This window comes from Streptomyces sp. NPDC087420 (genome assembly GCF_044744165.1).
In the GTDB taxonomy this organism is placed as follows: domain Bacteria; phylum Actinomycetota; class Actinomycetes; order Streptomycetales; family Streptomycetaceae; genus Streptomyces.
Map to the genome: position 1 here is coordinate 85,927 of NZ_JBIUXU010000013.1, position 26,028 is coordinate 111,954.

Consider the following 26,028-nt stretch of genomic DNA (forward strand, 5'->3'; position numbering starts at 1 on the left):
TTCCGACGCCTAGGAGACCCGCCGTGTCACTCCACCGAGGAGCGCCCCCGTCGCCGCACGGCTCCGAGGAGCACGCCGCCGAGACGCGCAGGCTGTCGCTCAACCCCTTCTACGGGGAGGCGGATCCGGTCGGCGGCATGACCTCCGCGCCGCCGCTGCACCGGCTCGCCGACGGTCCGATGCCACCCTCCACGGCGTACCAGCTGGTCCATGACGAGCTGCTCCTCGACGGCAACTCCCGGCTCAACCTCGCCACCTTCGTCACCACCTGGATGGAGCCCCAGGCGGGGATCCTGATGGGTGAGTGCCGGGACAAGAACATGATCGACAAGGACGAGTACCCCCGTACCGCCGAGCTGGAGCGGCGGTGTGTGGCGATGCTCGCCACTCTCTGGAACGCCCCCGACCCGGTGACGGCCGTCGGCTGTTCCACCACCGGGTCGAGCGAGGCCTGCATGCTCGCGGGGCTGGCGCTGAAGCGCCGCTGGACCACCCGTAACGCCGCTCGCTACCCGGCGACGGCCCGGCCGAACCTGGTCATGGGGATCAACGTCCAGGTCTGCTGGGAGAAGTTCTGCAACTTCTGGGAGGTGGAGATGCGGCAGGTGCCGATGGAGGGCGACCGCTTCCACCTCGACCCGCAGGCCGCCGCCGACCTCTGCGACGAGAACACCATCGGCGTGGTCGCCGTTCTCGGCTCGACCTTCGACGGGAGCTACGAACCGGTCGCCGAGCTGTGCGCCGCCCTGGACGCCCTCCAGGAACGCACCGGTTTTGACATCCCCGTCCACGTCGACGGGGCGTCCGGCGCCATGGTCGCGCCCTTCCTCGACGAGGATCTCGTCTGGGACTTCCGGCTCCCGCGTGTCTCGTCCATCAACACCTCGGGGCACAAGTACGGCCTGGTCTACCCGGGGGTGGGCTGGGCGCTGTGGCGCTCGCCCGCCGAGCTGCCCGAGGAGCTGGTGTTCCGGGTGAACTACCTGGGCGGCGAGATGCCCACGTTCGCGCTGAACTTCTCCCGGCCGGGCGCGCAGGTGGTCGCGCAGTACTACACCTTCCTGCGCCTGGGCTGGGACGGCTACCGGGCCGTCCAGCAGACGGCCAGGGACATCGCCACGAACCTGTCCGGGCGAATCGGGGCGATGGCGGAGTTCCGGCTGCTCACCCGGGGGGACGAGCTGCCCGTGTTCGCCTTCACCACGGCCCCCGGGGTGACGAACTTCGACGTCTTCGACGTGTCGCGGCGGCTGCGCGAGCGGGGCTGGCTGGTGCCCGCGTACACCTTCCCCGCCAACCGCGAGGATCTGGACGTCCTGCGGATCGTGTGCCGCAACGGCTTCTCGGCGGACCTCGGCGAGCTGCTGATCAACGACCTGGAGAAGCTGCTGCCCGAACTGCGCGCGCAGGAGCACCCGCTGGCCCGGGACAAGACGGCGGCGACGTCGTTCCACCACTGACGGACGGCCGTACGGGTCCGGCGAGTGCCCCGGACCCGTACGGCGGCGGTGGACAGAGCCGCGGACACGCCCTAGCGGCTCAGGCGGCCGAACCGGCGTACGGCCAGGGGGAAGAACACCAGGAACAGTGCCACCGGCCACGCCACCGCCAGCAGTCCCGCGTGCTCGGCCGGCCATGAGCCGGCCGTCACGACCGGGTTGCCGAAGAGGTCACGTACGGCCGTGGCCGTGGCGGACAGCGGATTCCACTCCACCACCGCGCCCAGCCACCCCGGCATGGACTGCGGCGTCGCGAAGGCGTTGGAGAGGAAGCCGACCGGCCAGACGAGGATCTGGACCGTCTGCACCATCTCCGGCCGGCCCGCCACCATCGCCAGCTGGATGCCGGCCCAGAGCATGGCGAACCGGAACAGGAGCAGCAGCCCGACGGCGCCCAGGAAGGCGACGGGACCGTCGTGCCAGCGCCAGCCGATCGCCCAGCCGACGCCGATCATGACCACCAGGCCGGCCGCGGACTGGATCATGTCCGCGACGCTGCGTCCCACCAGGACCGCCGACGCCGCCATCGGCATGGAGCGGAAGCGGTCGATGACGCCCTTGTTGAGGTCCTGGGTGACGGCGAGCATCGTCGATTCGATGCCGAAGGCCATCGTCAGGGCGAGCATGCCGGGCACGAGGTAGTCGACGTAGTCCCCGGCGAGGCCCCGGCCGCCGCCGATCAGGAAGCCGAACATCAGGAGCAGCATCACCGGGAAGGCCAGCCCCACGACGATCTGGACGGGCTGCCTCGCCCAGTGGGCGAGTTCGCGCCGGGTCATGGTCCACGAGTCGGCGAGCGCCCACCCGAGCCGGTTGCCCCCGCCGGGTGCGGGGACGGGCGGTGTGGTGTCCAGGGTGGTCATACGAGAGCCTCCCGCTGCTGGTCGTGGTGGCCCGGGGTGTCCCCGCCGGTGAGGTGGAGGAAGACCTCGTCGAGCGTCGGCCGCCGCAGCGCGATGTCCTCGGCCTCGATGCCCGCCGCGCCCAACACCCGTACCACCTCGGTCAGAACGGCCATCCGGTCCGTGACGGGCGCGCTCAGCAGGCGCCGGTCCACGTCCGTGCCGACGGCGTACGTGCCCGCCGCGCCCGCCAACAGTCTTGCCGCCTCGCCGAGTTGGTCGGCGTCCCGCAGGACGACGTCGATCCGGTCGCCGCCGATCGCCGCCTTGAGCGCGTCCGCCGTACCGTCCGCGACGACCCGCCCGCCGTCCACCACCGAGATGTGGTCGGCCAGTTGGTCGGCCTCCTCCAGATACTGGGTGGTGAGGAGGACGGTCGTCCCGCCGCCCACCAGCGAGCGCACCGCGCTCCACACCTCCGCCCGGCCGCGCGGGTCGAGCCCGGTGGTCGGCTCGTCCAGGAAGAGCACCTCCGGGCCGGTGATCAGCGAGGCCGCGAGGTCGAGGCGGCGCCGCATCCCGCCGCTGTACCGCTTGACCGCCTTGCGCCCGGTGTCCCCGAGGCCGAAGCGGTCGAGCAGTTCGCCGGCTCTGGCGCCGGCCCGCCGGGCGCCGAGCCGGTGGAGCCGGCCGAACATCTCCAGGTTCTGACGGCCGCTCAACTCCTCGTCCAGGGCGGCGTGCTGGCCGAGCAGCCCGATCCGCCGCCGCACCTCGGCCCCCTGCGTCCGTACGTCGAAGCCGGCCACCCGCGCCACGCCCTCGTCGTGCCGCAGCAGCGTGGTCATGACCCGTACGGCCGTGGTCTTGCCCGCGCCGTTGGGCCCCAGCACACCGTGCACCGTGCCGCGCGCCACCGTCAGGTCGAGACCGTCCAGCGCCCGCTTGTCGCCGTACCGCTTCCGTACGCCGTCCATGACGATCACATCGATCAGGTCAGCCACCAGCGTCTCCTCCACCCCGAGTAGTCAAATTTGACCAGGACGAGAAAGGTATCCCCTGACCGCGCATTGGTCAAACTTGATTAGCTTCTGTCGCCCTCGTGGGTGACACCCGTCGCGTACGGGTTCTCCTCGCCCTCGCCGAGCACCCCGATGAACGGCTCGCCCTCGCCCGCGAAGGTGTACGCCCCGCCCTCGATGCGCGCGATCAGCCCGCGCGTCCACTCCGCGCCCGCGTCCGCCGTGTACACCCAGAGGTTCAGGATCTCGCCGATGTGGCCGAGCTGCTCCGGGCCGTCCTCCGGTACGTAGTTCTCCGTCACCGCGCCCCGCCAGGCCTCGATCGCGGCCACCCGCTTCTCCAGCAGGTCGACCACCTCCGCCCTCGGCAGGTCGAGGATGAAGCCGACGGCGGCGGAGAGCACGTCCACGTTCTGGTCGTACGCCGTCAGCGACTCGCGGAGCAGCCTGAAGTACTCCGCGTGGCCCGCCTCGGTGATCTCGTACTCGGTCCGCGGCGGCCCGCCCGCCGTGCTCGGCGCCACCTCGTGGGCCAGCAGCACGCCCTGCTTCGCCATCTGCTTGAGGGCGTGGTAGATCGAGCCGGGCTTGGCGTTGGACCACTCGTGCGCGCCCCAGTACTCCAGGTCGTTGCGCACCTGGTAGCCGTGGGCCCGCCCGTGCTGGCGCACCGCGCCCAGCACGAGCAAACGGATCGGTGACATGCCTCCAGGCTATTGCCCTGGCAGGGCACGCTCCTCGCCAGCCCCGCCACTCGTTTTCGGCCGTCTCACCGCTTCAGCCCCCCACTCGGCCGTCTCGCCGCTTCAGCCCCCCACCTCGCCGCGCTCCCGCGCGACCAGCTCGAAGGCCGTCCTCCCGTCGAGGGTCTCGCGGATGATGTCGGCGTGGCCGGCGTGCCGGGACATCTCCGTGACCAGGTGCAGCAGCAGCCAGCGCATCGACGCCCGCTCGCCCGGCGGGAACCACGGCGCCTCGGGCAGCGGGAACGTCTCGTCCAGGCGGCCAAGACCGCGGATGAACGTCTCCGTACGCTCCGCGACCTTGTGCCAGTACTCCAGCCTCTCCGCGACCGTCTCGTCCCCGACGAGCACGAAGCTCTCGTCCCAGTCGCTCTCGTCCCGCTGGACCTCGGGCATGACCTGCCGCGCCGTGGCGAGCCAGCTCTCCTCGGTCTCCGCCGCGTGCTTGAGCAGGCCGGAGAGCGACAGCGCGCTCGCGCTGGGGGTCGTCGCGGCCCGCTCGTCGGACAGGCCGAGGACCGCCCTGCGGATGCCGCCGCGCTGGGCGTCCAGGAAGGCCAGGAGCGCGTCGCGCTCGTCGCCGTGGATCTCGGGGCCGACCTGGGTGCCCATGGGGAACCGCCTTCTGTAGGTACCGGTCCGTTCCGGTACCCACAAAATTACGGACCCTTGCGGTCAGCTTCCGTCCTCATTGCCCGTCGGACACGGGTGCACTCAGGGACGCGGGTGCACTCAGAAGGGGAACCGCGAGCGGCCGTACTGCACCGAGATCCACTTCTGGGTGGTGAACGCCTCGATCATCGACTCGCCGTTCAGCCGTCCCGACCCCGAGTGCTTCTCGCCGCCGAAGGGGACGATCGGCTCGTCGTGGACCGTACCGTCGTTGATGTGGATCATGCCGGTACGGATCCGGTGCGCGATCCGCACCCCGCGCTCGACGTCCCCGGTGTGGACGGCGCCGCTCAGGCCGTACGGGGTGTCGTTGGCGATCCGGACCGCCTCGTCCTCCCCGTCGAACGGGACGAGGAGCGCGACCGGGCCGAAGATCTCCTGCGCCAGGACGGGAGAGTCGGCGTCCAGACCGGTCAGCACCGTCGGGGAGACGAGGTTGCCGACGGTCGAGCCGCGCAGCAGCGCGGTCGCGCCCGCCGCGACGGTCTGCTCGACCACCGCCGTCACGGCGTCGGCCTGCGAGGAGTTGATGAGCGGACCGATGTGGGTCGCCGGGTCCGCCGGGTCGCCGACCTTCAGCGTCTTCACCTTGGCGACGAACTTCTCGGTGAACTCCTTCTCCACCGACCGGTCCAGCAGGATGCGGTTGGCCGCCATGCAGACCTGGCCCTGGTGCACGAAGCGGCTGAACACCGCCGCGTCCACCGCGTAGTCGATGTCGGCGTCGTCCAGGACGATGAGCGCGCTGTTGCCGCCCAGTTCGAGGACGGCGCGCTTGAAGTTCCTGGCACAGACGGTGGCGACGTGCTGTCCCACCTTGTCGGAGCCGGTGAAGGAGATGACCGCGGGTACAGGGTGCTCCAGCAGCGCGTCGCCGATCTCCGCGATGTCGGTGATCACGACGTTCAGCACGCCGGGCGGCAGGCCCGCGTCCTCGAAGACCTTCGCCACCAGGGATCCGCCGCAGATCGGGGTGTTCTGGTGGGGCTTGAGGACCACGGCGTTCCCGAGCGCCAGCGCGGGCGCGACCGACTTGAGCGACAGCAGGAACGGGAAGTTGAAGGGGCTGATGACACCGACGACCCCGACCGGCAGCCGGTAGACGCGGTTCTCCTTGCCGTCGACCGGCGAGGGAAGTATTCGGCCCTCGGGGCGCAGCGCCAGCTGGATCGCCTCGCGCAGGAACTCCTTGGCGAGGTGCAGTTCGAAGGCGGCCTTGAGCCGGGTCCCGCCCAGCTCCGCGACGATCGTCTCGGCGATCTCGTCCTCACGGTCCTCGACCACCCGCAGGGCGCGCTCGAACACCAGCCGGCGCGTGTACGGGTTGCTCTCGCCCCAGGGCACCTGCGCGCGTTCCGCCGCACGGTAGGCCTGGTCGACCTCCGCCACCGAGGCCACCGTGATCGCGGCCAGCTTCTCCCCGTTGTACGGGTTGAAGTCGATGATGTCCCAGGAGCCGCTCCCGGGCTTCCACTCACCGTCGATGTACTGGTGGGCGAGGCTGGTGAAGAAGGACATGAGACTCGACCCCTCGTCGCAGGACTACCGCGTAACCGATGTCACTGATGTCACGTCATCATACTTCTGTATCAGCAGAGTTCGAGGAGTCCACGAAGCAGATCGCGGCTCTCACCGGGGCCGGGACTGTCCTGGTGGAGCCGCTCCATCACCCGTTCGTAGTGGGCGATCTCCTCGCGCTTGTCCAAATACAGCGCGCTGGTGAGCTGTTCGAGGTAGACGACGTCGGAGAGGTCCGACTCGGGGAAGCTCAGCATCGTGAAGGCACCGGTCTCGCCCGCGTGGCCGCCGAAGCTGAACGGCATCACCTGGAGCGTGACGTTCGGCTGCTCGGAGATCTCGATGAGGTGCCTCAACTGGCCCTGCATCACGGAGCGGTCGCCGTACGGGCGCCGCAGCGCGGCCTCGTCCAGCACGGCGTGGAAGCGGGGCGCCCGTTCGGAGACGAGCACCTTCTGGCGCTCCAGCCGCAGCGCGACGCGCCGTTCGATCTCGGCACACTGCTTCTCGGGGTCGCGCATCCCGCGGGTGACCACGGCATGGGCGTACGCCTCGGTCTGCAACAGGCCGTGCACGAACTGCACTTCATAGATACGAATGAGTGAGGCGGCGCCCTCCAGACCGATGTAGGTCGGGAACCAGCCGGGCAGCACGTCGCTGTAACTGTGCCACCAGCCCGCGACGTTGGCCTCCCGGGCCAGGCCGAGGAGAGCTCCGCGCTCCCGCTCGTCCGCGACCCCGTAGAGGGTCAGCAGGTCCTCGATGTCTCTGGCCTTGAAGCTCACCCGTCCCAACTCCATACGGCTGATCTTGGACTCGGATGCGCGGATCGAGTAGCCGGCGGCCTCACGTGTGATGCCGCGCGTCTCGCGCAGGCGCCTCAACTGTGAGCCCAGCAGAATGCGCCGCACTACGGAACCGCCCGATTCGGCTGCGGTCACGTCTCCAACCCTCCCCATCACAAGTGGTTCACCGCAGGGCACCCCCGAGCCCCAAGCCCCGGATTCTGCCATCAAAACGCTTCAGCGCGTACTCATTCGATTACGGAAAGAAGAAGGCTTTACGGAGAGCCTAAAAGTAGTCGGTGGGAGAAATGTGAAAGAACCGTCACGGGAAGGGACAGGTCCGGCACGTGCACGTGCATCTGCCCTTGCATCTGCCGTACGCATTCGGAACCATGGTCCCCGCGCACCTGTGTGCTCGTTCGTGATTGACGTGTTGTGACGCTGGACCACCGCGCAGTATCGCTACGGCCGCGAATCCCGGGAGTGCCTCGCATGGGGACGAATGGATCGACCATGCTCGAGCCTTTAAGGCAGGGGCTTCCCCCCATCGATCCCGCAGGGGTGGCGAGCTCGGCGTCGTGCGCCCTGCCCGCCCGCTACGAGGCGGTGCGCGGGGCCAGGCAGTTCACCCGGACCACGTTGGACCAGTGGGAACTTGACGACCGCTTCGACGATGTCGCGCTTGTCGTGTCCGAACTCGTCACCAACGCGCTGCGGCACGCCCTGCCGGCGGACACCCCGCGGGAGCCTCAGGACTCCCCCGTACGCCTGCACCTGATGCGGTGGAAGTCGCGTCTGGTGTGCGCGGTCCGCGATCCCAGCCACTCGAGTCCGGTGGCACGGGAGACGGACGAGGACTGTGCGGCGGAGTCCGGCCGGGGCTTGTTCCTGGTCGACTCCTTCAGCGACACCTGGGGTTGGCACCCGCTGGCGGGTTCGCTGCACGGAAAGGTGGTCTGGGCGCTCTTCCAGCTCCAGACCGACTGACCCACCGACCGACGGACACGAGGGTGGCCGGAACGCATGCGTTCCGGCCATACTCTCCGGGCGATTTCGCCCGTTTCGGCGCCCTCAGCTCTCCGCTTCGGCGCTCTCAGCCCTCCGCGATCAGGTGGTCGAACTCGCCGTCCTTGATACCGAGCAGCATCGCCTCGATCTCGGCCGGCGTGTACACCAGCGCGGGGCCGTCCGGGTGGCGTGAGTTCCGTACCGCCACCTCCCCACCAGGCAGCTTGGCGAACTCCACGCAGGATCCCTGGGAGTTGCTGTGCCTACTTTTCTGCCAGACGACGCCGTGCAGCTCTGTGGCCGCAATGCCGTTGTACACGTGGTGCACAGGTCGCTCCCCGAGTTGCAAGGTGCAAGTGTCAACTTTCCCGGATCATAGCTGTGTTCATGTGCGCATGCATGAGCAGATGCACGTGCACGCGGGGTGGTCCTTCGGTTACTCCTTCGCGCGTGCACGTGCGCTCTCCTGGAACAGACGCACAGAACGGCTTTCTGGCTCCAGTGTCCAGGTAAAGATCGAGGGCATCACACCGGCCCCATGGGTCGCACGGGTCACACAGGTAACGCGGAAGAGGCTTCCCCCACGCCGTGGGGGAAGCCTCTGTCGGCCGGAACGCGGGGCGCGTGACGCCCCGCGCGGCGTCACGCGCCCGATCGCGCCGGTCAGCGCGGTGCCGAGCGGTACGGCAGCAGGCCCATCTCGCGGGCGTTCTTGATCGCCCGCGCCAACTGCCGCTGCTGCCGCGCGGTGACGCGTGTCACCCGGCGGCTGCGGATCTTGCCCCGGTCCGAGATGAACTTCCGCAGCAGGTCGGTGTCCTTGTAGTCGACGTACGTGATGCCCGCGTGGTCCAGCGGGTTGGGGCGGGCGGACGGCTTACGGTCCGCGCGGCGGCCGGAGCCGGCGCCGCGCGCGGAGGACGCGGGGCCTCGGGTGGACATGTCAGACCTCCAGGAGGGCGTCGAAGGCGGGGGGCAGTCGCTTCCAGGACTCGCGGCCCGCGCGGTACTCGGCGTCGGTCAGCAGGCAGGAGTCGAGGAGCAGCTCGATCCCGTCGCGGTCGAGGCCGGGCGAGGTGAAGACCAGGTGCTGGCAGCGGTCGCCGTGCTCGGGGTGCCAGTCCAGCGCCGCGGCGGCCCGCCGCAGCGGGGGCACCGTGTCCCATGCGGCCTCGGGCAGCGAGGCCAGCCAGGGCCCGAAACTCTCCACGCAGAGGGCGCCGCCGGCGGCGTCCCAGGCCACCAGGGTGTCGGGCCGGTCGGCGAGCCAGAAGCGGCCGCGGCTGCGGGCCGCCGCGCAGCACAGTTCTTCCAGGGCCCGGTAGAGCCGCTCGGGGTGCAAGGGGCGGTCGCGGTGCCAGACGTACGTACCGACACCGCATTCGTCCGCGTCCTGCGGCAGCAGGGCGCAGGCCGGGTGGTGCCGGGCCGCGGCCGACTCGACGTCGAAGCCGGCCAGCGCGGCGGCGGCCAGCCCGCCGCCGTCCGCGATCCGCACCTGCGGGGCGGTGGGGTGGAGCTGGGCCAGCAGCGCGCGGTCCTCGTCGTCCGCGAGCGGGTTGTCGGCGACGGCGAGCACCGACGCGTACTCCAGCTGCCTGGCCCAGGTGTCGGCGACGGTCCGGTGGTCGGAGCGTGCGGCGGCGAGGCCGGCGTCGGAGAGGTCGTCGCCGTTGCCGAGATAAGGCAGGAGCAGGGCGGGATCGACAGCGGTCAGTACGGAGGTGACCACGAGCCGTTCGCCGTGCGCGGCGATGACCTCGGCCATGCCGCGCGGCTCGACGGAGTCCCAGAGCTCGACGACCGCGAGGCGGGTGAGGCCGTCGTCGGCGAGCCGGACCAGCTCGGGGACGAGATCCTCGCGCAGGGCGCAGCAGGCGCAGTCGTTGACCAGCGGGGTCTCGCTGTGGGAGAGCAGGGAGGAGGCGTCGCGGACGGTCCGCACGACCGTGCCGCGCTCGGCGGTGGAGAGGTCGTGGTGGAGCGCGACGCTGCCGGGGACGGCGGTGAGCAGCCGCTGGACGGCCTGCTTGCGGGCGTCGGAGTGCAGGCCGCCGACGAGGGCGACGGGGAGGCGGCGGCCGGGGCCGTCAGGGCCGCCTCCGTGCGCCCCCGCGCCGTTCGACGCGCCCATCAACGGGCCTCGGGCTTACGGCCGTAGCGGCGCTCGAAGCGCTCGACGCGCCCCGCCGTGTCCAGCACGCGGGCGGTGCCCGTGTAGAAGGGGTGGCTCGCCGAGGACGTCTCGACGTCCACGACGGGGTAGGTGTTGCCGTCCTCCCACTCGACCGTCCTGGTGCTGGTGAGGGTCGACCGGGTCAGGAAGGCGAAGTCGGCGGCCTTGTCTCGGAAGACGACCGGCCGGTAGTCGGGGTGGATTCCGGGCTTCATGGGGGTCCTCTCGTCGGGGCGCGGATCAGCTGGAGGTGCGGATCAGCTGGGGTCGCGGATCAGTTGGGGGCGCGGATCAGCGTTCTTCGCGGAAGTCGACGTGCCGGCGCACGACCGGGTCGTACTTGCGCAGGGTCATGCGGTCCGGGTTGTTACGGCGGTTCTTGCGGGTCACGTACGTGAAGCCGGTCCCCGCCGTGGACCTGAGCTTGACGATCGGGCGTAGTTCGTTGCGGGCCATGGGGTTAGTATATGGAAATGGTTTCCATTACCAAAGAGAGGGGTGCGTGACCTTGTCCGCCCACTGCCAACTGACCGGCGCCAAGCCCGGATTCGGCAACCAGATCTCCCATTCGCACCGGCGCACCTCCCGCCGGTTCGACCCGAACATCCAGCGCAAGCGCTACTGGCTCGCGAGCGAGGGCCGGCACGTACGCCTCACGCTCAGCACGAAGGGCATCAAGACCATCGACTCGATCGGCATCGAGGCCGCCGTGGCCCGGATCCGCGCCCGTGGGGTGAGGGTCTGATGGCGAAGAGAAGCAAAATCGTCCGCAACGAGCGGCGCAAGGTGATCGTCGAGCGGTACGCGGCACGGCGCGCCGAACTCAAGGAGATCCTGCGGCGGCCCGGCACACCCGAGGCCCAACGGGTCGCGGCGCGCGCGGAGTTGCTGCGCCAGCCACGGGACGCCAGTGCGACGCGGGTACGGAACCGGGACAGCGTGGACGGGCGGCCGCGCGGTCACCTCAGGAAGTTCGGCCTCTCCCGGGTCCGGCTGCGCGAGCAGGCACACGCCGGATTCCTGCCGGGGGTGCGCAAGTCGTCCTGGTAGGCGGGGCTGGTGGGGGACAGGCCCTAAGGCCGGTCCGTGCCCGGGCGGATCCGGCCGCGCCCGTCCCCCGTGCCCCTGCCGCCCGGCACCCGCGCCGCGTCCGCCGCCGAGGTGCCGTGGGTCCAGCCCGCCTCGTCCGTCACCCCGCGGACCCGGGTCGCGACCGTCTCGGGGAACATCCGGTCCGTACGGTCCTCGACCGCCACGTCCCGCGCGGCGAGCACGGGGAGCAGGGCGGCGCCCCCGGATTCCTCGCGCACGTCCGCGTCCGCCGTGACCTGGTCGGTCGCCGCGGCCAGCCGTTCGCCCATGCGGTGCGCGTACGCCATCAGGAAGGACTGGCGGAAGGTCTTCGTCCGCTTGCGCCCCGCCGCCCGCTGCTCCGCCTCCGCGCGGGTCATCGCCGCCGTCCCCTGCACCAGCAGCGAGGTGTGGAGCAGTTCGACGGCCGCCAGGTCGGCCTCGAAACCGACCACGGTGGAGAAGCCGTACGCGCTGTTCCACACCGCGCGGCAGCGGTTGGCGGTGGCGACGGCGTCGAGCAGGATCGCCTTCGCCGTCTCGTACGGCGCGTCCACCCCGATCCGGCACGCGCCGGGCACATCGCCCCGCATCGTCCGGTCCGCGAGCAGCGCGTCGTCGATGCTGTGCCGGGCCATCAGCTCCTGCGCCTTGGCGGTGAGCGCCTCGGCCTCCGGCGGGTAGCCGGTCGCCTCCGCCTTCGCGAGCAGCGCGCGGATCCGGGTGAGCATGCGGGGCTCGCCCTCGGCGGGCGGCAGATGGAGGGGCGTGCCCGGTACGGGACCGGCCGGTTCGACGGCGGGCAGGCGGATGAGCAGCCGGTACAGCTCCAGGACGGCGGTGGCGTGGGAGAAGCGGTCGGCCCGGGGCGGCGCCGGCGCCTGTGCCGACCCGGCGGTGAGGTCCGCGAGCTGCTCGGACCAGCGCGGCGGGAGCCGCTCGTACCGCCGCGTCTCCGCCGTGATCAGCTCGGTGACGAGCCGTACGTGCGCCTCGCCGAGATCGCGGCGGACCAGCCGTACGACGTCGGCGGGCTGCCAGCCGCGCTCCCAGGCCAGCCGTACGAACCGCTCCCCCCGCCGGCGCAGCTCGGCGTCGGCGGTGGGGTCGGCGGCGAGGAGGGAGGCGCCGGTGTCGACGCCTTCGCTCCCGTCGCCTCCCCGGCCGCCGGCCGCCAGGAGGGCGGCGAGGGCCAGCTCGACGGTCCGTGTGCCGGCCTCGCTCATGCCACTGCCCTCTCCGTACCTCCGTACCTGCCCGAAGGATCCATGATCCCAGACAGGGTGTACGGCTACCGTGGGCGCCTCCGTGTACGTCATACGTATCGGCATACGCATCGCATACGCATCCGACGAGAGGACCTCCGTGGGCGAGAACAAGCGGCGCATGCTGGCCGGGGAGTGGTACATCGCGGACGACGAGGAGCTGGGCGCGGAGACCGAGCGCCGCTTCGCGCTCTGCGCGGCGTACAACGCGAACGGAGGGGCCGCGCGCGCCGATCGCGCGGGGATCCTGGCGGAGCTGCTCGGTTCGGTGGGTGAGCGGGTGAACATCCGGCCGCCGTTCCACTGCGACTACGGCACGTACATCAGCATCGGCGCCCGTACGTTCGTCAACTTCAACGCGGTGTTCCTGGACGCGGCCCCGATCACCGTCGGGGCCGACGTCCAGATCGGCCCGAACGTCCAACTGCTCACGCCGCTCCACGAACTGGACACGGAACGGCGGCGGGCGGGCTGGGAGAGGGCGGCGCCGATCACCATCGGGGACAACGTCTGGCTGGGGGGCGGGGTGATCGTCTGCCCGGGGGTGACGATCGGCGAGAACACGGTGGTGGGGGCGGGGGCCGTGGTGACGAAGGACCTGCCGGCGGGGGTGCTGGCGGTGGGGAATCCGGCGAGGGTGGTCAGGGCGCTTACGTAGGAGGGGGCGGGGAATGTGTCCCCCGCCCCCACCGATTCACGGTTTACGGCTTTACGGCTTTACGGCTCTACGGCTCTACGGCTCTACGGCTCTACGGCACGATCACCAGCTTGCCCGTCGGGTGGCCCTCTTCGCTCCGCGTCTGCGCCTCCGCCGCGCCGGACAGCGGAAACGTCTCGGCGATCCGGAGGTGCAGGCCGCCCTCGACCGCCAGCTCCGCGTTCCGTACCAGCGAGTCCCGCCTCGACTCGTCGTTGGGCGCGCCGGACGTCATCGTCACCCCGTACTCGGCGGCCTCCCCGTCGGCGATGGTGACGATGCGGTCGGTCGTACCGCCGCGCAGTTCGATCGAGTCGGGCAGCGCTCCCTTGCCGGCCGCGTCGAACACGGCGTCCACCCCTTGGGGCGCGACCTTCCGGACCCGCTCGACCAGACCGTCGCCGTACGCCACGGGCACGGCGCCCAGCGAGCGCACGTAGTCGTGGTTCGCCGGGGCCGCCGTACCGATGACGTTGACGCCGCGCGCCACCGCGAGCTGTACGGCCACCGCGCCGACACCGCCGGACGCCCCGTGCAGGAGCAGGGTCTCGCCGTCGGCCACGGCCAGCAGGTCCAGCACCCGGCGCGCGGTCTCCCCGGCGATCGGGATGGCCGCGGCCTGCGCCCAGCCGAGGCCGGCGGGCTTGGGGGCGATGACGTCGGCGAGGGCGTACTCGGCGTACGAACCGGTGGCGCTCCACCCCAGCACCTCGTCGCCGACGGCGTACTCCGTCACCCCCTCACCGATCTCGTCCACGACGCCCGCGAATTCCAGACCCGGGACGTACGGCAGCGGGGTGGGGAAGAAATCTTTCAGCCATCCGTGGCGGATCTTGTAGTCCATCGGGTTGACGCCGGCGGCCTTCACGGCCACGCGGACCTGGCCGGGGCCCGCGTGCGGTTCGCCGACGTCCTTGAGGTGCAGGACCTCGGGGCCGCCGAACTCCTCGAACTGGATCGCCTTCATGCGTGTCTCCGTGGGGTGGGGGTGGAGGTCGTGTTGTCTACGGAATCGATCGTGCCGCTTCACGGACCCGCCTGGCTGTCAGACCCTCCTGCGAGACTCGATTCCATGACCGAACGATGGGCTGTCGCACCGACGGACGGCGGCGGCGCGCTGCTCGCCCCGCTGGGCGCCGACGGCCTGCCCGCCGGGCCCGTGCTGCGGGAGCCCGAGCTGGTCGCGGCGGTCAGGGAGCGGCTGCCCGAGGTCGGGCGGTGGGTGTGGCGGTCGACGGCGGAGACATATCCGCGCCTGCTGGCGGCGGGGGTACGGGTGGAGCGGTGTTACGACATCGAGGCGGCGGAGCAGCTCCTCCTCGGCCACGAGGGCCGCCTCGGGGAGCCCCGGTCCGCGGCGGCGGCCTGGGCGCGGCTGCGCAACGGGCCCGTACCGCCCGATCCGCCGCCGCGCTCGGCCGCGCCGGGCTCGCAGTCGTCGCTGTTCGAGTCGCACGCGGGCGCCGACGTCCCCTTCGAGGGTCTGCTGGAGGTCTACGCGCGGCAGCAGGAACGCCACGCGGCGGCCGAACACCCCGGACGGATGCGGCTGCTCACGGCGTCGGAGTCGGCGGCCATGCTGGTGGCCGCCGAGATGCACCGCGCGGGGCTGCCGTGGCGGGCGGACGTGCACCGGGAGGTGCTGCACGAGTTGCTCGGCGAGCGGTACGCGGGCGGGGGTGAGCCGCGCCGGCTGGCGGAGCTGGCGGACGAGGTGTCGGCGGCGTTCGGGCGGCGGGTGCGGCCGGATCTGCCCGCCGATGTGGTGAAGGCGTTCGCGGGGGCCGGGATCAGGGTGAGGTCGACGCGGCGCTGGGAGCTGGCGGAGATCGACCACCCGGCGGTGGAGCCGCTGATCCAGTACAAGAAGCTGTACCGGATCTGGACGGCGCACGGCTGGGGGTGGCTCCAGGACTGGGTGCGGGACGGCCGGTTCCGGCCGGAGTACCTGCCGGGCGGTACGGTCTCCGGCCGCTGGACGACCAACGGCGGCGGGGCGCTCCAGATCCCCAAGGTGATACGGCGTGCCGTCGTCGCCGACGAGGGGTGGCGGCTGGTGGTGGCGGACGCCGACCAGATGGAGCCCCGGGTGCTGGCGGCGATCTCGCGCGACCCGGGCCTGATGGAGGTGGCCGGGCACGGCGGCGATCTGTACACGGCCCTGTCCGACCGGGCGTTCGCGGGCGACCGCGACCACGCCAAGGTCGCGCTGCTGGGCGCGATCTACGGCCAGACCTCGGGCGACGGGTTGAAGAACCTGGCGGCGCTGCGGCGCAGGTTCCCGCTGGCCGTGGCGTATGTGGACGACGCGGCGAAGGCGGGCGAGGAGGGCAGGCTCGTACGGACGTGGCTGGGGCGCACCAGCCCGCGCGCGGCCGGGGCGGAGGACGACGGCGAGGCGGGGATCCCGCAGGACGCGGGCGAGGCGGTGCCCGTGGACGGCGAGTTCACCCCGGGGTACGCGTCGACGAACGGGCGGGCGCGCGGGCGCTTCACGCGGAACTTCGTCGTGCAGGGCAGTGCGGCCGACTGGGCGCTGCTGATGCTGGCCGCGCTGCGGCGGGCGACGGCGGGGATGCGGGCGGAGCTGGTGTTCTTCCAGCACGACGAGGTGATCGTGCACTGCCCGGAGAAGGAGACCGCGGAGGTGACGGAGGCGATCCGCGCGGCGGGCGAGCTGGCCGGGCGGATCGCCTTCGGTGAGACGCCGGTGCGGTTTCCGTTCACGACGGCGACGGTGGAGCGGTACTTCGACGCGAAGTGAGCGGGACGGACGGGCCCAGGCCGCGGCGATCCGCCGAGCCCCCCGGCTCGGCGGATCGGTGGTGCTGGTCCCCCGGCAGATGTTCCTAGCGTGCCGTCAGCCACTTCTCGCTGGTGGCGAGCGCGGTGAGCTGGGCGATCGAGAGCACGGGCGCCTTGCGGGTCGCGTCGGCGTGGAACCCGCCGGCGTTGAGCGCGGAGACCACCACACGGAGCCCGTCGGGGCGCATGGTGTCGGCGGTCCACATGACCGCGCCCTTGCCGCCCTTCTCGCTGGGCTCCTTGGTCGTCTTCAGGAGCGTGCCGTCCGGCAGGGTCGTCGCGCCCTCGCCGTATAGATCGTCCGCGACATCGAGCATGTCGGGCTGCACGTTGATCTGGACGAACCCGGCTCCCTTGCCGTCGTCCACGACGGCGTACGCGTACTCGTCCTCCTGGCCGCCCTGTTCCAGCACCTTCACCCTCTTGGGGAGCAGGGACAGGAACGTCTCACGGACCGACCCCGGTACGGTGACGGCGGACCCGCCCGTGCCCTTGCCTGCCCCCGCTGTCGAGGACTCGGAGGGGCCGGCCGTCCGGTTGGCGTCCTTCCCGGGCGGGGCCGCGGGCAGCGCGCGCAGTGGCCCGCTCCATTCCTTCGACGTCACCAGGGCCCGCAACTCCGCCGCTCCGAGGGGAGGTTCGGGCCGGGAGACCTGGGCGCCCTTCTCGGCCGGGGCGTTGTACTCGGTGACGTCGACCAGGAACCCGCCGTTCATCCACGTCGCCTGCCACCGCTTGACGCCCTCCTTCAGGTCCGGGCCCTCGAACCCCTGGAAGATCCGGAGCGCCGAACCGTCGGGGAGCCTGCTGCGGGAGCAGGACTCGTACGGTACGAACACCTGATCCGGGCACTGCGTCTCCGGGATCCCGGGCTTGCCGCCCAGGTGGGTGAGGACGACGGAGATCGCGGCCGGGCCCTTGCCGTCGTCGAAGACCCCGGACACGACGGCGCTGGGCGAGTCCCCGGGCCCCCGGGCGCTCACCTCGCTCAGCGTTCCCCCGGGAAGCAGACCGGTCAGGATCTTGGTCAGCTCGGCGCCGGAGACCCCTGCCTCGGTGGCGGACAGGGCCGGCACGGCGAGGGACGTACCGCCGCTCTCCGTACCTCCCAGCAGCCCGCCCCCGTACGCCCCGCCGACGCCGACCACGGCCAGCGCCAACACGCCGCCGGTCACGGCGGCCGAACGCCGGCGGGCCACCTTGCGGCGCCCGCGCGCCAGTCCGCCGTCGACCAGGCCGGACCAGTCGGCGGGCTCGAATGCGTCGCCCGTGGCACGCAGCGCGTGACCGATCTTGTCCTCGGATGGCTCTTCAAAGGGCATGGTTGATCCCACTCCTTACTCATGATTCACGGGACAGGACAGTTCTGAACAGGAGTTCCGCCAGGATCAGTGGTCGGCGAACTCGGCGAACACGCCGCCCAGTTGCTCACGCAGCTTGGCCAACGCCCGTACGGATCTGGTCCGTACGGCCGCCGAGCTGCAATTCATCGCCTGGGCCGTCTCCTCGATGCTGCGGTCCTCCCAGTACCGCAGCACCACCACCACCCTGTCCTTCGGGGGCAGTTGGCCGAGCGCGGCGAGGAGCGCCACGCGCAGCGCGGGGTCGTCGCCCGAGTGGGGCACCGTCTCGGGGATCTCCCCGACGGGCTGTTCGGTGGCCGAGCGCCGCCGCCGGTGGGTGAGGAACGTACGGACCAGGACGGTCTGGGCGTACCCCGCCGGGTTGTCGATCCGGGCGACGCGCCCCCACAGCGCGTACATCCGGCCGAGTGTCTCCTGCACCAGGTCCTCGGCGAGATGCGTGTCCCCGCTGGTCAGCAGGCACGCGGAGCGGAAGAGGTGGTTCGTACGGCCGGCCGCGAACTGTTTGAAATCGTCCGCACGGGACGTGCGCACGCCCTCACCGCTCCGACGCCCCCTCATTCCCATGAGGCCCATGGTTTCCCCGTTCACCTGGACTGCCCCGGCATCCCGCCCTTACCTCTCTCTGACGCGACGACAGGGCGGAAATGTTTCACAGGGATGTGGCGAGAACGGGGCGACGGCGGTTACGAGCGAACCGGGCCGCCGTCCGGGCGGTGGCGGTCGCGCTGTCGTTCGCGGCTGCGCAGCAGGTGGTCCGTCATCGCCTCCGCCGCGCGCTCCGGGTTGCGGCGCAGGACGGCGCGCAGGATCCGGTCGTGTTCGGCGAGCGTCAGGGGCCCCGCGCCCGGGATGCTCGTCAGCCGGAAGATGTGCAGGTGGGAGTGGAGCCGGCCCACCGCGTCGGCGAGCAGCGGGCGGGCGGCGGCCTGGGCGACCGTGTCGTGGAAGCGCTGGTCGACGGCGGCGAACTCGCGGTACACGACGTACCGTTCGCCCGATCCCGGGCGCCCCCGCATCTCCTCCACCAGGCTCTCGATACGGTCGAGCTGCTCCTCGTTCGCGTTCTCGGCGGCCAGCGCCGCCGCCCGCGGCTCCAGCAGCAGACGCATCTCGAAGAGTTCTTCGAGGCCCTGCGGGGTCAGCAGCTCGGTGGCGCGGTACCCGGCGAGCGAGCGCTTGGTGACCAGGCCGTCGGACTCCAGCCGGGCCAGCGCCTCCCGTACCGGGGTCGGCGAGACTTCGAGCGTACGGGCGAGCGCCTCGATGCCGACACGCGCGCCCGGCTCGATCTCGTGGTCCATGACCATCGCCTTGATGGCCTCGTACACGCTGTCGGCCAGCACCTGGCGCGGCGGCTCCGGCTCCGCGGGCCTGCCGCCGGCCGGGGGGTCGGGCAGGGGGTCGGGCACCATCCGGCCTCCTCTGCTGGCTGTGCGCTCGTGACGCGGTTGTCCTTCATATCCTATAGAGCTGTCGGCCGGACCGGCCCGGTCCTTCCCCCTTGCCGCCGTGTTCACCTCGTCGCCGAACCTCTCGAAACCTATAGGAAATGTCCGCTTTCGGCGCGGGAGCGGCGGCGGCGTACCCGTACTCCACAAGCCTCACCGCCCGACTCGATTAGGGTGAATAGAGGCACAAAAGGGACAGACGGCGACAGGTGGTGGGCGGATGACGGTCCCATGGAGCGGCGCGGGCCTGCCTCCGGCCGCCGAGCTGCGCATCACCGAGGCCCAACGAAGCGGAACGTGGTCGTCCGCCCTCTCCACGAGCGCCTTCGCGGCGATCCGCTCGGTGGGCTTCGAGCCGGTCGGCCAGGCGATGGGATCGACGGTCTACCAGGTGGGACGGAACGGCCGGTTCTGGGGCTACTACGACTGCCTCTACCTCGGTGCGGGATACACGATGTCGACGGCGCCCGGCCAGGTGGCCCTGTCCGGGGACGGCGCACCGGCGGCCGGGCTCGTCCACGTGTTCGACGAGGCGCGCCGTACCGCTCTCAGCAGGCTGGCGGCGGAGTGCACGGCCCTCGGTGGCGACGGGGTGGTGGCGGCGGAATTCACCATGGCCCCCTTTCCGTCGCAGCCGAACTGCCTGGAGTTCAAGGTGATCGGTACGGCGGTCCGGGCCCGGGGTGACGTGCGCGCGCCGCGCCCCTTCACCTGCCACCTGGACGGCCAGGGCTTCGCCAAGCTCGTCGCGGCCGGCTGGGTGCCGGTGGAACTGCTGGTCGGCATGTCGATCGGCGTCCGCCACGACGACTTCGGCACCCGCTCGCAGGCGTTCTCCTGGAACAACACCGAGGTCGGCGCCTGGAGCGAGCTGGTCGGGGATGTACGGGCCGACGCCCGGCACCAGCTGGAGCTGCAAGGGACCCACGCCGGTGGCGACGGAGTCATCCTCGCAAGCGGTGACCTGCGGATCTGGCGAGAGTCGTGCGTACGGGCGTCCCGGTACGGCACCGAGGCGGAGGACCACGTGGCCGAGTCGACGATGGTGGCCACGACCATCGCCCGTTTCGAGGCGCGGGCGGAACGGCCGCCGACGCTCGCCGTGATGCCGCTGGGCCGGCGGGGCGAGCGGCTGCGGCGCCGGCTCGCGGCGATGGAGGCCAGTCCGTACGGGGATCCGGTCGAGCGGCGCAGGCTCGGTGAGGAACTGGAGGAGCTGGGCGACCAGGGATGACAGCGACAACGGAACCGGACGGTCAGGGGCACGGCGCGAGCAGCCCGGAAGAAGAGGTGGAGACGTGAGCGGTGACAACGCGGACGAGGGTACGAACCCCGGCACCGGCGGCGCTGAGGACGAGACGCGGAACCCCGGCACCGGCCCCAGCGACCAGGGTGTCCCGGTCGACGCCATGCGCAGGCTGGCGGCCCTGGAGCCAGGGAAGGCCGGTTCGATCTTCACCAGCGACCTCTCGGTGAACGAGTTCCTGCTCGTACGGGAGGTGGGCTTCCGCCCCATCGGCCTGGTGCTCGGCAGCTCGATCTACCACGTGGGCATCCAGCTCGGCCGGTGGAACAAGAACCAGGAGCTGGAGACCCTCAGTCAGGCGATGTACCACGCACGTGAGTTGGCGATGACCCGGATGGAGGCCGAGGCCGCGCAGCTGGGCGCGGACGGCATCGTCGGGGTCCGACTGAGTGTCGAGGCGCGGGAGTTCGGCAACGACATCGCCGAGTTCATCGCCATCGGTACGGCGGTGAAGTCCGACCACCCGGCGCCGGGCGGCACGGCCTGGCGCAACAACAAGGGCCAGCCCTTCACTTCGGACCTCTCGGGCCAGGACTTCTGGACACTGATCCGCGCGGGCTACGCACCGCTCGGCATGGTCATGGGCACGTGCGTCTACCACATCGCCCATCAGCGGATGGGGTCGACGTTCTCCAACTTCGGCAAGAACGTGGAGATCGAGAAGTTCACCCAGGCCCTCTACGACGCCCGTGAACTGGCGATGGCCCGGATGCAGGCGGAGGCGGAGGAGCTGGACGCGGAGGGTGTGGTCGGCGTCCAGCTGAACGCGCATAACCACCGCTGGGGCGGGCACACCACGGAGTTCTTCTCGATCGGTACGGCGGTACGGCCGCTGCGCTCCGACCACGAGATCGAACGTCCGACGATGGTGCTGAGCCTGGACGGGTGACACCGCGATGGAGAGCGAGCCCCCCAAGAACGACGAGCCCGACGAGCCCGGCCCCCGCCTCCCCGCCGCCGCCCCGGCCGAGTCGGTCGACACGCTGGCGGCGGCGCTGCGCAGGGACGCGGCGGACCTGGAGATCTACGGCCAGGTCCTGAGCGGCTCCCTGGCGGCGGCGCTCCCGCCCGGCTCCGTCACCCTGGACCGCAGACGCACGCTGTCGGACCGCCTCGCCGGCCGCGAGGGCCGGGTGGAACGTGTGGAGATCGCCCTGGAGGACGAGCGCCTCACCCTCACCCTGACCCACGGCCACCCGGTGGCGGAGGTCGCCAAAGTGGTCCGCGGCGTGGTCCTGTCCCGCACCCCGGTCGCCCTGGACGAATGGACCCGCCGCCTGGCCGCGGCCATGGCCGCCCGCTCCCGCTCCGACGCCGAGGCCCGCGCGGCCCTGGAGAAACTGATCCTGGAGGGCTGACCGCGCCCGGGGCCCCGGCATCGCAGCAACGACGTTCTGGTGACGAGCCGGTGACGGTACGTCAGGCGCCGACCAGGATCTCCGCCGCCGCGACTCCCGAGGCCGCCGTGGCGCCGTGGGTGAAGATCTGGACCGCGCCGGGGGCGGTGGAGCCGGGCAGGCCCATTTCCACCACGATCGCGTCGGGGCGCGCCGCGGTGAGGTCGGCGAGGGCGCGTCCGATCCACTTGTTCCGGGAGGCGTCCCGTACGACCACGACGATCGGGCGGCCCGACGCGGGTGCCAGCGCGTGCTTCTCCAGGACCGTGGAGTCGGCCTCCAGCTGGTCGTGATGCACCCGTACGAAGGTGGTTCCGGGCAGCCGCTCGCGCAGCGGAACGGCGACGCCCCACGGCGTCTCCTTGCCGATGGCCAGGTTGTTGGAGGGCACCAGCTCCACCACGTGGGGTGCGGCGGTCAGCGGGAGAACGCCCTGTGTCGAACCGCTCGTACGGATCGCGCGCCGGGCGGCGATGAAGCCGATGTCGCCGCTGACGGGGTTGACCGGGACCCCCTGGCCCAGGCGTGTGGACCAGTCGGCCAGTTCGGCGACCCGGCCGGACGCCTCCGCCAGGCGGTCCTCGGCGAGGTCCCCGGAGGTCACCGCGCGGACGAGAGCGTCGGCGAGGAGGCCGACGGTGGACTCCTCGGCATTCTCCCCGCCGACGCAGATGGCGTCGGCCCCGGCCGCGACGGCCATGACCGTGGCGCCCTCGATCCCGTAACGGTTCGTCACCGCGCCCATCTCGATGGCGTCGGTGACGATCAGTCCGTCGAACCCGAGTTCCTTGCGGAGCAGGCCGTTGAGGACGCGGCTGCTGAGGGTGGCCGGCAGGTCGGGGTCGTACGCCGGTACGAGGAGATGGGCGCTCATGACCGCGCGTACCCCCGCCTCCAGAGCGGCCCGGAACGGGGGCAGTGCCTGCGCGGCGATCTCGTCCAGGTCCGCGTCGTAGGTGGGCAGGCCGTGGTGGGAGTCGACGGCGACGTCCCCGTGGCCCGGGAAGTGCTTGGCGCAGGCGGCGACACCGCCCGACTGGAGGCCCTGGATCCACGCGGCGGCGTGCCGGGAGACCAGTCCGGCGTCGACGCCGAAGGACCTGACGCCGATGATCGGGTTGTCGGGGTTGGAGTTGACGTCCACGCTGGGCGCGTAGTTGAGGCTCACGCCGGCCGCGTGCAGCTGGCGGCCCAGGTCGCGCGCGACGGAGGCGGTCAGCTCGGGGTCGTCCACGGCGCCGAGGGCGAAGTTGCCGGGCCGGGTGGAGCCGGTCGAGGACTCGATGCGGGTGACGTCCCCCGCCTCCTCGTCGATGGCGATGATCAACGAGGGGTTCTCGGCGCGGAGTTGGGCCGTCAGCCTGGCGACCTGTTCGGGCGACACGATGTTGCGGGCGAAGAGCACGACGGACGCCAGACCGTCACGGATGTCGCGCAGGACCCAGTCCGGCGCTTCGGTACCCACGAAGCCCGGCTGGAGGACGGAGAGCGCGAGTCGCCGCAGCTCTTTGCTGTGCTTGCTGGAGGACATCGGCTGGGCCTTCCGGTAGTGCCGGATGACCCGGCCCCTTGGTACAGACCAACGGATATTCGCCTAGCTCAATCGGCAGTGTCAAGACACCCCCTCGGCCCCGGCCACCGAACTCACGCCGCCCGTACGCCCGTTCTCGTCACCCCACCGACACCAACCGTGACCACCGAATAACGAGACCATTCTCGTAACCTCATCGGCACTATCCGTGACCGTCAAACCGGAATCTCATCACCTTGTTAGCGCACCCGGAATCCTTGCCCATTTCTACAGTTGACACGGAGCCGCTGGTCTAGTCCAATTTGTGTGGCGCGAGTTCGCCAGGGGACGCGAGGGGACGCAAGGGGCTTGTGAGGCGGACCACCTCTGACGGGACCGTGCGCCGGTACTCACCGCTGTGCGTATCAACTCCCGTACTGACAGCGACAACTGACCGACGATGTGTCCCGCCGCGGGTTCGGCCCGGGAGCGATCCGCTCAAGGAAATTCGAGCATTGGAGCGACTGTATGTCGGAGCCTGACAACTATCTCTATCGAGCGCCTTCGGACGTCCCGTATTTCAGTTCGGACGGCGAAACCTATCTCGCGCAGACGCAGTTGCGGGATCTCCGGAAAACACAGAAGCTCCGCGTGCTGTCCGAGGAGGACTTCACCTTCTGGCAGACGTACGGCTACATCGTCGTCAAGGAAGCGATCCCGGCCGCTTCGGCGAAACGCCTGCTCGATTTCGCCTGGGACTTCCAGGGACTTGATCCGGGCCGGCCCGACACGTGGTACGAGGAACGGGAGTTCCGCTCGGACCTCGACCGGGAACTGCACATCTACGGCTTTGTCGAGGCGTACCACCACCAGCTCATGTGGGACAGCCGCCAGACACAGCGCGTATACGACGCGTTCGCCGACGTGTGGGACTGCGAAGAGCTGTGGGTGAGCCTGGACCGGCTCAACCTCAACCCGCCCAACGTCAAGAACCGCGACCGCGCGTACATCGCCCCCACGGAGCGCGGGTTCGACATCGACCTCCACTGGGACGTCGACACCACGCTCGGCGTACTGCCGCAGCGGGTGCAGGGCATCATCGCGCTCAACGACACCAGGCCGGACCACGGCGGCTTCCAGTGCAACCCCGAGCTGTTCCGGCAGTTCGACCCGTGGCGGGTGGCCCAGCCCGCGGACCGCGACCCGATCAGGCCCGCCGTCGACCGAACCGAACTGCCCGTGATCCGGCCCGAACTGGAGGCCGGGGACCTGCTGATCTGGAATGGTCTGCTGGCCCATGGAGTGGCCCCCAACACCTCGGAGAACGGGGTCCGGGCGGTCCAGTACCTGACGATGATGCCCGCCCTGGAATCGCACGAGGAACTGCGCCGTTCGCGCGTCGACTCCTGGCGCCATCTCCGTACACCGGAGTGGAACAAGACGCTGGTCGGCGACGCCACCAAGCACGAATCCCTCCGGTACGGAGCCGCCGAGCTGACCGACCTGGGTGCCAAACTGCTGGGTCTTGAATCCTGGGGCAAGCAGGACCGCGAACAGTCGAGCGGGGACCGGCCATGCGCAGAATCTGTCTGACCCTTCCGACCAACAGAGCCTGCGCCGAGACGATTTCGGCCATCGCGGAAGAAGCGGCTTACGCGGCGGGGCAGTTCGACGTCGAGGTCCACCTGCTGATCCTCGACTCCTCCGACGCGGCCACGTTCGCCGAACACGCCCGGGTCGTACGCGAGACCCCCGCCGTACCGCGGGTGATCAGCCATCACCTGGACGAGGCGGAACAGCGGGAGTTTCTCCGGCGGGTCATCAACCGCGCCGGCACCGCCAAGCCCGAGCTGCTCCTCGACCTCATGCTGCCCGCCGGTCTTTCGTACGGCGCGTGCACCAATCGCGCGTTCCTCATCGCCGCCGCTCTCGGCTGCGAATCCGTCCACCGCCGGGATTCGGACAGCCGATACCAGGCCGTGGACGGGGTGCCGGTCTTTCCCGTCCACCACGAACTCATGTCGCTCGGAAAGCGCGCGGCCGACGCGGCCGACGGCGTGGACGAGACCACGCTCGATCCCCGGCACGCGGACAAGCCGGTGACGATGGTGGGCAGTTCGTTCGTGGGTGAGATGTCCGTCGACATCGATGAGATGTACCGGCTCGACCGGGACGTCTACTACGACGTGGTCAGCCTGTGGGCGCCCGGCCAGTGGTCGGCCGAGGAGAAGAAGAAGCTCGCCGACGAGTCCTTCCGTGGAGCCGGCACCGAGGCCTTCACCCGGGACCACGCGACGCTGACCGTGGTCGACCCCATGCACGTCGACATGTGCAACATCGCGTTCCACCAGGTGCACGAATCGGTGCCGCTGCCGCCCGCGACCGACACCATCGGCAGCGACTACTTCCTGCTGCACCTGGTCCACGATTCCACGCTGCCCGGCGTGCTGCACAACCGCAACATCGTGAACTACTACACGGGCGAGCGGCGCACCGACGCCGGATTCCTCTCGTACCAGACGAGGTTCGCGAAGTTCTTCCTGTCCATGCTCTACTTCAATTTCATCTACGCCAGAATGGCGGCGGCCGGCGAGACACTGCTGGACGAACAGCACCGGGTACGTGTCCCCGCGATCGCCGAATTCGTCAGGGAAAGCGCCGAGCTGGACCGTACGGAAAACGTACAGCGGCTGGACACCCTCGACCGGTCCTACCGGAAACTGGGCGGCAGATACGCCGAGTTCGCGGACGTCCTTCTCGCGGGCCGCGAGCGGCTTCTGGACGAGGCCCGACAAGACATCAATGATTTCGCGCTGCTGATCGAGGCATGGGCCCCGCTGACGCACGCGAGCCGAGCCACGAGCCTTTACCGGCTCGAACGGCAGTCTGGCTGAACC

The 26,028-nt window shown here is 70.7% G+C and carries 28 protein-coding genes; 11 read left to right on the top strand and 17 right to left on the bottom strand.

Going from position 1 to position 26,028, the window contains the following annotated elements:
- Positions 1-23 precede the first annotated feature (23 nt).
- A complete protein-coding gene (locus tag ACIO1C_RS26525) occupies positions 24-1,460 on the top strand; it encodes a glutamate decarboxylase (protein ID WP_401867645.1) in 1,437 nt (478 codons plus the stop codon).
- 71 nt (positions 1,461-1,531) lie between these two features.
- Here the strand turns inward: ACIO1C_RS26525 and ACIO1C_RS26530 are convergent, their stop codons facing one another.
- The 6 genes from ACIO1C_RS26530 to ACIO1C_RS26555 all read right to left on the bottom strand — a co-directional run bounded on the left by ACIO1C_RS26530 (position 1,532) and on the right by ACIO1C_RS26555 (position 7,237).
- Positions 1,532-2,362, bottom strand: a complete 831-nt coding sequence (locus tag ACIO1C_RS26530; RefSeq protein ID WP_401867648.1) for an ABC transporter permease — start codon at positions 2,360-2,362, stop codon at positions 1,532-1,534.
- The gene (locus ACIO1C_RS26535; protein WP_401868117.1) at positions 2,359-3,336 is read right to left on the bottom strand and encodes an ATP-binding cassette domain-containing protein; all 978 of its coding nucleotides are present in this window, start codon (positions 3,334-3,336) and stop codon (positions 2,359-2,361) included. The genes ACIO1C_RS26530 and ACIO1C_RS26535 overlap by 4 nt, the downstream gene beginning before the upstream one ends.
- A gap of 89 nt (positions 3,337-3,425) precedes the next feature.
- Positions 3,426-4,067, bottom strand: coding sequence for a PadR family transcriptional regulator (locus tag ACIO1C_RS26540; protein WP_401867650.1), 642 nt, complete (start codon positions 4,065-4,067; stop codon positions 3,426-3,428).
- 102 nt (positions 4,068-4,169) lie between these two features.
- A complete protein-coding gene (locus ACIO1C_RS26545) occupies positions 4,170-4,718 on the bottom strand; it encodes a DinB family protein (RefSeq protein WP_401867653.1) in 549 nt (182 codons plus the stop codon).
- 120 nt (positions 4,719-4,838) lie between these two features.
- On the bottom strand, positions 4,839-6,296 hold the full coding sequence (locus ACIO1C_RS26550; protein WP_401867655.1) for an aldehyde dehydrogenase family protein: 1,458 nt from the start codon (positions 6,294-6,296) through the stop codon (positions 4,839-4,841).
- 71 nt (positions 6,297-6,367) lie between these two features.
- Positions 6,368-7,237 (bottom strand): helix-turn-helix transcriptional regulator, encoded by an 870-nt coding sequence (locus ACIO1C_RS26555; protein ID WP_345943794.1) that lies wholly within the window; start codon positions 7,235-7,237, stop codon positions 6,368-6,370.
- Between the two features lie 336 nt (positions 7,238-7,573).
- Between ACIO1C_RS26555 and ACIO1C_RS26560 the strand changes: the two genes are divergently transcribed.
- On the top strand, positions 7,574-8,068 hold the full coding sequence (locus ACIO1C_RS26560; protein WP_327235215.1) for an ATP-binding protein: 495 nt from the start codon (positions 7,574-7,576) through the stop codon (positions 8,066-8,068).
- 106 nt (positions 8,069-8,174) lie between these two features.
- On the opposite strand, the gene ACIO1C_RS26565 is transcribed toward ACIO1C_RS26560, so the two are convergent.
- The 5 genes from ACIO1C_RS26565 to rpmG form a co-directional block, all read right to left on the bottom strand.
- Entirely contained in the window at positions 8,175-8,417 is a 243-nt protein-coding gene (locus tag ACIO1C_RS26565; protein ID WP_161309512.1) for a DUF397 domain-containing protein, read from the bottom strand.
- Positions 8,418-8,752: 335 nt separating this feature from the next.
- The gene (rpsR, locus tag ACIO1C_RS26570) at positions 8,753-9,031 is read right to left on the bottom strand and encodes a 30S ribosomal protein S18 (RefSeq protein WP_401867660.1); all 279 of its coding nucleotides are present in this window, start codon (positions 9,029-9,031) and stop codon (positions 8,753-8,755) included.
- A 1-nt stretch (position 9,032) separates the two neighbouring features.
- Positions 9,033-10,223, bottom strand: a complete 1,191-nt coding sequence (locus tag ACIO1C_RS26575; RefSeq protein WP_401867662.1) for a CobW family GTP-binding protein — start codon at positions 10,221-10,223, stop codon at positions 9,033-9,035.
- Entirely contained in the window at positions 10,223-10,480 is a 258-nt protein-coding gene (locus ACIO1C_RS26580; protein WP_401867664.1) for a type B 50S ribosomal protein L31, read from the bottom strand. The genes ACIO1C_RS26575 and ACIO1C_RS26580 overlap by 1 nt, the downstream gene beginning before the upstream one ends.
- Positions 10,481-10,556: 76 nt before the next feature.
- Entirely contained in the window at positions 10,557-10,721 is a 165-nt protein-coding gene (gene rpmG, locus ACIO1C_RS26585) for a 50S ribosomal protein L33 (protein ID WP_161309516.1), read from the bottom strand.
- 52 nt (positions 10,722-10,773) lie between these two features.
- Between rpmG and rpmB the strand changes: the two genes are divergently transcribed.
- Both rpmB and rpsN read left to right on the top strand, forming a co-directional pair.
- The gene (rpmB, locus tag ACIO1C_RS26590; protein ID WP_401868120.1) at positions 10,774-11,010 is read left to right on the top strand and encodes a 50S ribosomal protein L28; all 237 of its coding nucleotides are present in this window, start codon (positions 10,774-10,776) and stop codon (positions 11,008-11,010) included.
- Entirely contained in the window at positions 11,010-11,315 is a 306-nt protein-coding gene (gene rpsN / locus ACIO1C_RS26595; protein WP_401867668.1) for a 30S ribosomal protein S14, read from the top strand. The genes rpmB and rpsN overlap by 1 nt, the downstream gene beginning before the upstream one ends.
- Positions 11,316-11,338: 23 nt before the next feature.
- Here the strand turns inward: rpsN and ACIO1C_RS26600 are convergent, their stop codons facing one another.
- Complete coding sequence (locus ACIO1C_RS26600; RefSeq protein ID WP_401867671.1) at positions 11,339-12,562, bottom strand: DUF2786 domain-containing protein; 1,224 nt, start codon at positions 12,560-12,562, stop codon at positions 11,339-11,341.
- A 139-nt stretch (positions 12,563-12,701) separates the two neighbouring features.
- On the opposite strand from ACIO1C_RS26600, the gene ACIO1C_RS26605 reads away from it, so the two are divergent.
- On the top strand, positions 12,702-13,259 hold the full coding sequence (locus ACIO1C_RS26605) for a sugar O-acetyltransferase (protein WP_401867673.1): 558 nt from the start codon (positions 12,702-12,704) through the stop codon (positions 13,257-13,259).
- Positions 13,260-13,350: 91 nt separating this feature from the next.
- On the opposite strand, the gene ACIO1C_RS26610 is transcribed toward ACIO1C_RS26605, so the two are convergent.
- On the bottom strand, positions 13,351-14,265 hold the full coding sequence (locus ACIO1C_RS26610) for an NADP-dependent oxidoreductase (RefSeq protein WP_401867675.1): 915 nt from the start codon (positions 14,263-14,265) through the stop codon (positions 13,351-13,353).
- 105 nt (positions 14,266-14,370) lie between these two features.
- Between ACIO1C_RS26610 and ACIO1C_RS26615 the strand changes: the two genes are divergently transcribed.
- A complete protein-coding gene (locus ACIO1C_RS26615) occupies positions 14,371-16,062 on the top strand; it encodes a bifunctional 3'-5' exonuclease/DNA polymerase (RefSeq protein ID WP_401867677.1) in 1,692 nt (563 codons plus the stop codon).
- A gap of 85 nt (positions 16,063-16,147) precedes the next feature.
- Here ACIO1C_RS26615 and ACIO1C_RS26620 read toward each other — a convergent pair whose 3' ends face one another.
- From ACIO1C_RS26620 to ACIO1C_RS26630, 3 genes are all read right to left on the bottom strand, one after another.
- Positions 16,148-17,425 (bottom strand): hypothetical protein, encoded by a 1,278-nt coding sequence (locus tag ACIO1C_RS26620; RefSeq protein ID WP_401867680.1) that lies wholly within the window; start codon positions 17,423-17,425, stop codon positions 16,148-16,150.
- Between the two features lie 66 nt (positions 17,426-17,491).
- A complete protein-coding gene (locus ACIO1C_RS26625) occupies positions 17,492-18,001 on the bottom strand; it encodes a SigE family RNA polymerase sigma factor (RefSeq protein WP_401867683.1) in 510 nt (169 codons plus the stop codon).
- A gap of 152 nt (positions 18,002-18,153) precedes the next feature.
- Positions 18,154-18,882 carry a GntR family transcriptional regulator gene (locus ACIO1C_RS26630; protein WP_401867686.1) on the bottom strand — a complete coding sequence of 243 codons (729 nt, stop codon included), beginning with the start codon at positions 18,880-18,882 and terminating at the stop codon, positions 18,154-18,156.
- 256 nt (positions 18,883-19,138) lie between these two features.
- Here ACIO1C_RS26630 and ACIO1C_RS26635 point away from each other — a divergent pair, with 256 nt between their 5' ends.
- The 3 genes from ACIO1C_RS26635 (at position 19,139) to ACIO1C_RS26645 (ending at position 21,582) form a co-directional block, all read left to right on the top strand.
- Positions 19,139-20,152, top strand: coding sequence for a heavy metal-binding domain-containing protein (locus ACIO1C_RS26635; protein ID WP_401867688.1), 1,014 nt, complete (start codon positions 19,139-19,141; stop codon positions 20,150-20,152).
- A 64-nt stretch (positions 20,153-20,216) separates the two neighbouring features.
- Positions 20,217-21,113 (top strand): heavy metal-binding domain-containing protein, encoded by an 897-nt coding sequence (locus ACIO1C_RS26640; RefSeq protein ID WP_401867691.1) that lies wholly within the window; start codon positions 20,217-20,219, stop codon positions 21,111-21,113.
- A gap of 7 nt (positions 21,114-21,120) precedes the next feature.
- A complete protein-coding gene (locus ACIO1C_RS26645; protein ID WP_401867693.1) occupies positions 21,121-21,582 on the top strand; it encodes a hypothetical protein in 462 nt (153 codons plus the stop codon).
- Positions 21,583-21,643: 61 nt separating this feature from the next.
- Here ACIO1C_RS26645 and ACIO1C_RS26650 read toward each other — a convergent pair whose 3' ends face one another.
- Positions 21,644-23,152: a glycoside hydrolase family 3 protein gene (locus ACIO1C_RS26650; RefSeq protein WP_401867695.1), complete on the bottom strand. Its 1,509-nt coding sequence runs from the start codon at positions 23,150-23,152 to the stop codon at positions 21,644-21,646.
- A 507-nt stretch (positions 23,153-23,659) separates the two neighbouring features.
- Here ACIO1C_RS26650 and ACIO1C_RS26655 point away from each other — a divergent pair.
- Together ACIO1C_RS26655 and ACIO1C_RS26660 are read left to right on the top strand one after the other, a co-directional pair.
- Positions 23,660-24,724, top strand: a complete 1,065-nt coding sequence (locus ACIO1C_RS26655) for a phytanoyl-CoA dioxygenase family protein (RefSeq protein ID WP_401867697.1) — start codon at positions 23,660-23,662, stop codon at positions 24,722-24,724.
- Positions 24,706-26,025, top strand: coding sequence for a DUF6271 family protein (locus ACIO1C_RS26660; protein ID WP_401867700.1), 1,320 nt, complete (start codon positions 24,706-24,708; stop codon positions 26,023-26,025). Before ACIO1C_RS26655 ends, ACIO1C_RS26660 begins: the two co-directional genes overlap by 19 nt.
- Positions 26,026-26,028: the final 3 nt, after the last annotated feature.

Bases quoted from the DNA above. Each gene is read 5' to 3' on its own strand.
- ACIO1C_RS26540 (WP_401867650.1), bottom strand. From the start codon at position 4,067: ATGTCACCGATCCGTTTGCTCGTGCTGGGCGCGGTGCGCCAGCACGGG.
- ACIO1C_RS26650 (WP_401867695.1), bottom strand. From the start codon at position 23,152: ATGTCCTCCAGCAAGCACAGCAAAGAGCTGCGGCGACTCGCGCTCTCC.
- ACIO1C_RS26645 (WP_401867693.1), top strand. From the start codon at position 21,121: ATGGAGAGCGAGCCCCCCAAGAACGACGAGCCCGACGAGCCCGGCCCC.
- rpsN (WP_401867668.1), top strand. From the start codon at position 11,010: ATGGCGAAGAGAAGCAAAATCGTCCGCAACGAGCGGCGCAAGGTGATC.
- ACIO1C_RS26575 (WP_401867662.1), bottom strand. From the start codon at position 10,223: ATGGGCGCGTCGAACGGCGCGGGGGCGCACGGAGGCGGCCCTGACGGC.
- ACIO1C_RS26635 (WP_401867688.1), top strand. From the start codon at position 19,139: ATGACGGTCCCATGGAGCGGCGCGGGCCTGCCTCCGGCCGCCGAGCTG.
- ACIO1C_RS26600 (WP_401867671.1), bottom strand. From the start codon at position 12,562: ATGAGCGAGGCCGGCACACGGACCGTCGAGCTGGCCCTCGCCGCCCTC.
- ACIO1C_RS26615 (WP_401867677.1), top strand. From the start codon at position 14,371: ATGACCGAACGATGGGCTGTCGCACCGACGGACGGCGGCGGCGCGCTG.
- rpsR (WP_401867660.1), bottom strand. From the start codon at position 9,031: ATGTCCACCCGAGGCCCCGCGTCCTCCGCGCGCGGCGCCGGCTCCGGC.
- ACIO1C_RS26550 (WP_401867655.1), bottom strand. From the start codon at position 6,296: ATGTCCTTCTTCACCAGCCTCGCCCACCAGTACATCGACGGTGAGTGG.
- ACIO1C_RS26655 (WP_401867697.1), top strand. From the start codon at position 23,660: ATGTCGGAGCCTGACAACTATCTCTATCGAGCGCCTTCGGACGTCCCG.
- ACIO1C_RS26610 (WP_401867675.1), bottom strand. From the start codon at position 14,265: ATGAAGGCGATCCAGTTCGAGGAGTTCGGCGGCCCCGAGGTCCTGCAC.
- ACIO1C_RS26660 (WP_401867700.1), top strand. From the start codon at position 24,706: ATGCGCAGAATCTGTCTGACCCTTCCGACCAACAGAGCCTGCGCCGAG.
- rpmG (WP_161309516.1), bottom strand. From the start codon at position 10,721: ATGGCCCGCAACGAACTACGCCCGATCGTCAAGCTCAGGTCCACGGCG.
- ACIO1C_RS26560 (WP_327235215.1), top strand. From the start codon at position 7,574: ATGGGGACGAATGGATCGACCATGCTCGAGCCTTTAAGGCAGGGGCTT.
- ACIO1C_RS26530 (WP_401867648.1), bottom strand. From the start codon at position 2,362: ATGACCACCCTGGACACCACACCGCCCGTCCCCGCACCCGGCGGGGGC.
- ACIO1C_RS26580 (WP_401867664.1), bottom strand. From the start codon at position 10,480: ATGAAGCCCGGAATCCACCCCGACTACCGGCCGGTCGTCTTCCGAGAC.
- ACIO1C_RS26545 (WP_401867653.1), bottom strand. From the start codon at position 4,718: ATGGGCACCCAGGTCGGCCCCGAGATCCACGGCGACGAGCGCGACGCG.
- ACIO1C_RS26630 (WP_401867686.1), bottom strand. From the start codon at position 18,882: ATGGTGCCCGACCCCCTGCCCGACCCCCCGGCCGGCGGCAGGCCCGCG.
- ACIO1C_RS26620 (WP_401867680.1), bottom strand. From the start codon at position 17,425: ATGCCCTTTGAAGAGCCATCCGAGGACAAGATCGGTCACGCGCTGCGT.